The organism is Prevotella sp. P5-126 (assembly GCF_002251185.1).
Lineage (GTDB): Bacteria > Bacteroidota > Bacteroidia > Bacteroidales > Bacteroidaceae > Prevotella.
This window is the reverse complement of record NZ_NPIZ01000068.1, coordinates 40,541-47,155: the sequence shown is the minus strand read 5'-3', so window position 1 is coordinate 47,155 and position 6,615 is coordinate 40,541. Positions and strand designations below refer to the sequence as shown.

At 46.5% G+C, this 6,615-nt stretch carries 6 protein-coding genes; 4 read left to right on the top strand and 2 right to left on the bottom strand.

Translation table 11 applies throughout. The features are described 5' to 3' along the window. The first annotated feature begins 219 nt into the window (after positions 1 to 219). Genes CIK90_RS07910 through CIK90_RS07900 form a run of 3 tightly spaced genes read left to right on the top strand, consistent with a single transcriptional unit; the run spans position 220 to position 2,290 of the window. Positions 220 to 1,011, top strand: a complete 792-nt coding sequence (locus tag CIK90_RS07910; RefSeq protein WP_094464838.1) for an RsiV family protein — start codon at positions 220 to 222, stop codon at positions 1,009 to 1,011. 17 nt (positions 1,012 to 1,028) lie between these two features. Beyond that, the gene (gene rsmG / locus CIK90_RS07905) at positions 1,029 to 1,652 is read left to right on the top strand and encodes a 16S rRNA (guanine(527)-N(7))-methyltransferase RsmG (RefSeq protein WP_094464836.1); all 624 of its coding nucleotides are present in this window, start codon (positions 1,029 to 1,031) and stop codon (positions 1,650 to 1,652) included. Further along, complete coding sequence (locus CIK90_RS07900) at positions 1,613 to 2,290, top strand: MBL fold metallo-hydrolase (protein WP_371595988.1); 678 nt, start codon at positions 1,613 to 1,615, stop codon at positions 2,288 to 2,290. Before rsmG ends, CIK90_RS07900 begins: the two co-directional genes overlap by 40 nt. Positions 2,291 to 2,550: 260 nt before the next feature. Here CIK90_RS07900 and CIK90_RS07895 read toward each other — a convergent pair whose 3' ends face one another. Together CIK90_RS07895 and CIK90_RS07890 are read right to left on the bottom strand one after the other, a co-directional pair. Beyond that, complete coding sequence (locus CIK90_RS07895) at positions 2,551 to 4,182, bottom strand: glycoside hydrolase 43 family protein (RefSeq protein ID WP_094464832.1); 1,632 nt, start codon at positions 4,180 to 4,182, stop codon at positions 2,551 to 2,553. Between the two features lie 41 nt (positions 4,183 to 4,223). Continuing rightward, entirely contained in the window at positions 4,224 to 5,309 is a 1,086-nt protein-coding gene (locus CIK90_RS07890) for a hypothetical protein (RefSeq protein ID WP_094464830.1), read from the bottom strand. Positions 5,310 to 5,427: 118 nt separating this feature from the next. Here CIK90_RS07890 and CIK90_RS07885 point away from each other — a divergent pair, with 118 nt between their 5' ends. Then, on the top strand, positions 5,428 to 6,615 hold the full coding sequence (locus CIK90_RS07885; protein ID WP_094440683.1) for an ATP-binding protein: 1,188 nt from the start codon (positions 5,428 to 5,430) through the stop codon (positions 6,613 to 6,615).

Below are 6,615 nucleotides of genomic sequence, written 5' to 3'. Positions count from 1 at the left end.
GTGTTACCCTGGGCTAAGGAAGCCATTGGGCCTTCAGCCCGTTGTTGCTTGTATATCAAATCTTGCGAAGAATCCAAAAAAACATCCGTTTAAATTCCGATGATTGCTTAGAGTGTGCTCCGTGGATTTTTTTGGATAATACAAAAAACGAATGGGAAAGAGAAACTATTATTGCAATAATTTGCATTTTCAAACCCTTATGCGTAACTTTGCAAGTCGATGAAAGACGTAAAGAAGATTATATACACTGCATTGGCTGTTTGCTTGGTGCTATGCGGATGTAAAAACAAAGACGATGTCAACAGCCTTTTCAAAGAGGTTGCTGTCAACCGGAATATGGCACTGACTGATGCTCCACACAGCCCTGCATGCACCATCGATATCCAAGTGAAATACCTGGATGAAAAAAGCATAAGGGCGGAACGCATCAATAACACCATAGAACAACGGATCTTCAATCTCCAACAACTGAGCATGCAACAGGCTGTTGACGCGTTTGTGAAGCAATACACTGACAGCTATCGGGAAAACATGATGCCGCTCTACAGGGATGACCAACACGACACGGAACGACAGGGATGGTACGAATACCAGTATAAACTGGGAACGACAGTAACACCTGGACTGAACGATGCCATCGTCTATCGGGTGGAACTCATGACATACGAAGGCGGAGCACATCCTAACCACCAGACCATGGTGATGAACTTCGATGCTGACAGTGGGCAACTGCTGAAACTCAACGATATCTTCGTGACGGGTTATGAGCAACCGCTCTGCGACATGCTCCTTTCGGAACTGATGCGCAAAACAAACTCGAAGAACATGGATGAGCTGCACGACAAGGGATATCTGATGACCATGGACCTCTATGTGACTGACAACTATATATTGGGCACAAAAGAGGTGACGTTCCACTATAATCCATACGAAATAGCACCATACGCCACGGGCGATACCGAACTGACGATTTCCTATGGACAACTCAAGGCTATAATGAAAAAACAATAAACGCTTCAATAATCAAGATGACAGACATTATATTCAAGTATTTCCCTGATCTCACCTCCAGACAGAAGGAGCAAATCGAGGCGCTTGACGCACTCTATCGGGAGTGGAATGCGAAGATTAACGTGATATCACGTAAAGACATCGACAACCTCTACGAGCACCATGTGCTCCACTCGATGGCTATCGGGAAAGTGACGCATTTCACTCCCGGTTCTACCATTCTCGATTTCGGCACTGGTGGCGGATTTCCCGGTGTACCCCTCGCCATACTGTTTCCTGATTGTGACTTCAAGCTCATCGACGGTACGGGAAAGAAAATCCGCGTGGCGCAGGAGGTTTGCCAAGCTATCGGCCTGACCAACTGCCACCCTACCCACCTCCGGGGTGAAGAGGAAAAGGGCAAGTATGATTTTGTGGTGAGTCGCGCTGTCATGCCGTTGACTGACCTTTATAAAATAGTGAAGAAGAACATCTCACGCGATCAACGCAACAGTCTGCCCAACGGCATCATCTGTCTTAAGGGCGGGCATCTGGAAGAGGAAACAAAACCGTTCCGCAATATCGTGGAAATAACAGACATCAGTTCCTTCTTTGATGAGGAATGGTTTCAAGAGAAAAATATCGTATATCTGCCATGCTGAATATCCAACGCTTCACCTGCAACATGCTGCAGGAAAACTGTTATGTGGTCTATGACGAAACAAAAGAGTGTGTCATCATAGACTGTGGGGCTTTTTACCCTGAGGAGCATCAAGCCATCTCACGGTTCATCCACGACAACAGGCTGACGCCTGTGCACCTAATTGCCACCCACGGACATTTCGACCACAATATCGGTAATGATGTCATATACAAGGAGTTTGGACTGAAGGTTGAACTAAGGGTTGAAGACCGGTCGCTCATAGAAAACCTGGCTGATCAGGCATCGTCGATGCTCGGCATGTTGCTTCAAAAGGAGTACGCTCCCGTAGGACATTATTTTACTGATGGAGAAACGGTGGCGTTTGGCAACCATTCCTTTACGATTCTTCACACACCTGGCCATACCCCAGGATCATGTGTGTTCTACTGCGAAGAAGAAAAGGTGGCGTTTACGGGCGACACGCTATTCAAACAGAGTATCGGACGTACTGACTTCCCTGGCGGTAGCTATGCGCAAATGAAGGAGAGTTTGAAACTGCTGCGCAGTCTGCCCGAAAGCACCATACTCTTATGTGGTCATGGGCCACAAACAAGTATGGCGGACGAGCTGCGCTCCAATCCCTATCTGATATACTAATCCATGGTGACTCCGGAAATGTATCACGCGGAAGTCAATCATCGGATCTTAGACGGATGTTTTTTGGGGTTGCGCGAGCGCAAGATGTTTTGGAGTAGCGAAGACATAGTGAAAGCGCGCTTTCACTATGCTGAGTCACGACAAAACAAACCATAGGTAAATCTTTGGAGGAAATCTTTAATGAAAAATCCGCACCACTGGAAGAACGTCCAAGTGGTGCGGAGATGATATCATCTAAGAGATGTCTCTTGCTGAAATGATTATTTGGTGAAGCGAATCCAATCGGCATCAATCCAACCTTTATCCGCATTGGGATTTGTATCTACTGCTACGAAACCGATCTTCGCACCAATCCATTTTCCTTCACGCATCTTGAACGGTTCGCCACAGGTGGTGAATTTCTTACCGTTCTGACTCCATGCAAACTGCATCATACCATCGTTGACGGTCATGCGGAGGTAAATATCTTCGTGAATAGCTGGTTTGTAATTTACCTTGTCAACAGCGGTAGGACGAAGCGTGGCGATGAGTGTCTCGCTCTGCGCATTTCCCTTGTCTGCCGATTTACAGGTCATCTGTATCAGACGGAACTCATTACCGACACGTTTCACTACCAATGCTGAATAATCAAGTCCCATCATGATAAAACCACCATACTGACCTTCTGCCTTAGCGGTTAAGCGAATTTTGGTTGTTGCGGTAAAACGGTCGGCAGGAGTCTTCTGCAACAGCATGTTGGGCACATTCCAAAGATTCTTCGCACCTCCATCCTGTTTATATGTGAAAACACGCATGGTGCCGAAAGCAGTAGGCATTCCAAAGAACTGATGATAATTAGCGTGCCATTGCCATTGGAGACCCAACGTCGTCTTGTTGAACTCATCACTCTCTTCCGGATTGACAATAACCGATGATGACGACTTGGGTTTCTTGTAAGTGGTGACAGGTTCACCCTTCTTGCCCATGATAGGCCATCCTGTTGACCAGTCAACGGGATTCAAATGAACCACACGACCATAGGCATCCTTGTCTTGGAAGTGCAGGAACCAGTCTTCTCCATATTTCGTATGTACCCATCCGCCTTGGTGAGGACCGTTGATATTGGTTTTGCCTTGTGCCAATACGATTTTATGTTCGTAAGGACCGTATGGCGACTTGCTGCGCATAGCCAACTGGAAACCGGTAGGTACGCCGCCGGCAGGACACATAATCCAGTACCATCCGTCGCGCTTGTAGAATTTAGGACCTTCGCAAGTGCGGTTTTCCGTACCATTACCGTCGAAGACAATGACAGGGTCGCTGATGGCGCGTGTTCCGTCGGCAGAGAGTTCACGCACACACAGCATCGATGCAAAATTAGCTCTTGAACTAGCCCATCCGTTGACCAGATAGCAGCGTCCGTCTTCATCCCACAACGGCGTGGTGTCGATCATTCCCTTGCCTGCTATCACGCAATGCGGTTTGCTCCATTCTCCTGCGGGATCTTTGCTTTTAACCATAAAGACGCCAAAGTCAGGATCTCCCCAATAGATATAATATTCGCCGTTATGATAACGGATGGAAGGCGCCCAGATACCTTTACCGTGTGACGGTTTGTCGAAAACCTCTTTGGGTTCAAGTTCCTTCACCGCATGTCCCACCAACTGCCAGTTGACGAGATCCTTGGAATGAAGAATGGGCAAACCGGGAATACACTGGAAACTGGATGCTGTCATATAGTAATCATCGCCAGAAGATCCCACGCAGACATCGGGGTCGCTATAATCGGCATTGATTACGGGGTTGGTGTATGTTCCGTCACCATTATCGGGTGACCACACCTGAGATTTGTACTGCGCATGACCACACAGGGTAACTGCCAGCAGCGTTAGTAGAAGAGTTTTTCTTTTCATGTTTTTTTTGTTATTTGATAAATGAGATTTCGAAATACGTGTTACTTGGTAATTTTGAGTTGGTAATGCTGATCGTAAACAACCTGCATCATGGCAACCTCATCACCATGCGTAGGGGACAGCGATAAAGCCACATGTCCCATGGTACGGCGGAGATTGATTTCGACGCAGGGATGCAAGAGCAAATGACCGTTGCCATCTTCCACGACCATCATGTCAATGCCTAAAGGACCTTGATAAACAGGAGTTAAGAGGCTGGGCAAACAGTTACAAATCTTCACTTTAATATCATCCAACTGTTGGGTTGAAAAATAAGTACTTATGGCTTTTCGCTTCACTTCTTCTGTAGCCAAGAGATTACCCGTATAGGCAGTATGGTCGGTATGGAAGAGCGACAGACCTTCATACCTGACTTGACCATCATGGGTCATCGTAAATTCCATGGCAAAATCCTTCACCTTATTATAATAGGGTTCAACCATGACAGACTCTTGCTGGTGGAGAAGGTTTTCTATCCACTTTTTTTGCGGAGCCTCCAACAGCTTATCAGGAGTAAAGGGGCGCACCCCTCTCCCACTCGACGACCAAGGCGCTTTGATCATGACACGCTTGTAACGAGCGACCAGGTCCTCGACTTCTTTCATCGTTTGACACTCAAAAGCCTCGCCGACAATTCCCGTTCCCGACAACTGCGCCAGCAGTCGGGCAGCAGTACGACGATGTGCCAACAGGCGTATCTGTTCGATATGATGCAGCGACGGCAACAAGGCCTTGTCTATGGCGATACGCGACAATCTGTTCCAAACAGCCGGATCCCATCCCCAAGGGTCGATGGAAGACGGCAGGGGAATACGATCCATCCTGCGACCATCAGTCCATACGACATGAGGCAGATGCTTGTCTGCAGTTTTCAACCACCATGCGCAGTCAGAAAGGAAATCGTCTAAGGCGTTTTGACAACTGTCAACATCATCCACAAGAATAACATCCCCCTCTTCCGCCCAAAAAACAGGCAGAAATCCCAAGTCGGCACGTAGCATACGCCCAGCCTTCGGGGCTGTGAAATTCATCAAATTGCTCGCTAAAGCTATTTCATGTTCTGGGTTGAAAAGGCAGAAATTACTCATAATAGTTTGTTTCGGATGCAAATTTACAACTTTTTTTTGATATTTTGCAATATAGAGTTTGCAAATTACAAATAAATTATTAACTTTGCAAACGTTTTAAAACAAATCGTACTTTTCAATGGAAGCATTCTTTCGAACACATCGATATTTGGTTGAGCACACGAACGCACCCGTTCGCAGAATCCTCATGGACGAAATCAACTGGAACGACCGCTTGATAGGCATCAAGGGAACACGTGGTATCGGAAAGACAACCTTCCTGTTGCAATATGCAAAAGAGAAATTCGACATTCAAGACCGCCAATGTCTCTATATCAACATGAACAATTTCTATTTTCAGGAGAGAGGCATTGCAGATTTTGCAGGAGAATTCTATCACAGAGGAGGACGCGTATTGTTGGTTGACCAGGTTTTCAAACAACCCAACTGGTCGGAGGAGCTTCGTCGATGTTATGACGAGCATCCCGGACTGAAAATAGTATTCACCGGATCAAGCGTGATGCGACTGAAAGAGGAAAACCCCGAACTGAACGGCATCGTGAAGAGTTATAACCTCAGAGGTTTCTCCTTCCGTGAATTCATCAACCTCCAAACCGGCAACAATTTCCATCCCTATACGCTTGAAGAGATTCTTGCCGACCACGAGCACATCATCAAGGAAATATTACCAAAAGTATCACCCAACAAATACTTCCAAGATTATATTCATCATGGTTTCTATCCATTCTATCAGGAACAGCGCAACTATTCGGAAAACCTGCTGAAAACCATGAACATGATGACAGAAGTGGATATCCTGCTCATCAAACAGATTGAACTGAAATATCTCACGAAAATCAAACAACTGTTCTACCTCCTGGCAGAAGAAGGTCCGAAAGCGCCCAACGTCAGCCAGTTGGCCAACAAGATAGAGACCAGTCGCGCCACAGTCATGAACTACGTGAAATATCTTACTGACGCCAGACTGCTGAACATGATTTACCCTGTGGGACAGGATTTCCCCAAGAAACCGGCAAAAATCATGCTGCACAACTCCAATCTGCTTTATGCCATCTACCCCATCCACGTAGAAAAGCAGAATGCCATGGAGACCTTCTTCGTCAATTCGCTGTGGAAAGACCATAAGGTAAATCAAGGTTCGCGCGACTCCTTATATATGGTAGATGAACGCTTGAAATTCCGCGTCTGTGATGCAGAAGCATCAGGAAAGACCCGAAACTCGCCCGACACCATCTATGCACGCTATAATACAGAAATCGGAAAAGACAACCAGATACCACTATGGCTTCTGGGATTCCTATACTAA

Excerpts from the sequence above, each read along its gene's own strand:
- CIK90_RS07895 (WP_094464832.1), bottom strand. The coding sequence starts at position 4,182 with ATGAAAAGAAAAACTCTTCTACTAACGCTGCTGGCAGTTACCCTGTGT.
- CIK90_RS07885 (WP_094440683.1), top strand. The coding sequence starts at position 5,428 with ATGGAAGCATTCTTTCGAACACATCGATATTTGGTTGAGCACACGAAC.
- CIK90_RS07890 (WP_094464830.1), bottom strand. The coding sequence starts at position 5,309 with ATGAGTAATTTCTGCCTTTTCAACCCAGAACATGAAATAGCTTTAGCG.
- CIK90_RS07910 (WP_094464838.1), top strand. The coding sequence starts at position 220 with ATGAAAGACGTAAAGAAGATTATATACACTGCATTGGCTGTTTGCTTG.
- CIK90_RS07900 (WP_371595988.1), top strand. The coding sequence starts at position 1,613 with ATGGTTTCAAGAGAAAAATATCGTATATCTGCCATGCTGAATATCCAA.
- rsmG (WP_094464836.1), top strand. The coding sequence starts at position 1,029 with ATGACAGACATTATATTCAAGTATTTCCCTGATCTCACCTCCAGACAG.